A 361-nucleotide genomic window follows, 5' to 3' on the forward strand; every position below is an offset into this window, starting at 1 on the left:
TGGCACTGTTGCAAATAGTCGGTGGTGATAAACTTATCATCCCCTTTTGCTGATGGAGCTGCACATGAACCCATTCAAAGGCCGGCATTTTCAGCGTGACATCATTCTGTGGGCCGTACGCTGNTACTGCAAATACGGCATCAGTTACCGTGAGCTGCAGGAGATGCTNGCTGAACGCGGAGTGAATGTCGATCACTCCACGATTTACCGCTGGGTTCAGCGTTATGCGCCTGAAATGGAAAAACGGCTGCGCTGGTACTGGCGTAACCCTTCCGATCTTTGCCCGTGGCACATGGATGAAACCTACGTGAAGGTCAATGGCCGCTGGGCGTATCTGTACCGGGCCGTCGACAGCCGGGGC

At 54.3% G+C, this 361-nt stretch carries 1 pseudogene; it reads left to right on the forward strand.

What is annotated here, in order from left to right:
* Nucleotides 1–64: 64 nt before the first annotated feature.
* Nucleotides 65–361: pseudogene (locus VZP09_RS25005) on the forward strand (IS6-like element IS26 family transposase); the annotation flags it as partial.

It is taken from the genome of Klebsiella sp. EMBS2024 (assembly GCF_036233805.1).
Taxonomy (GTDB): Bacteria; Pseudomonadota; Gammaproteobacteria; order Enterobacterales; family Enterobacteriaceae; genus Klebsiella; species Klebsiella pneumoniae.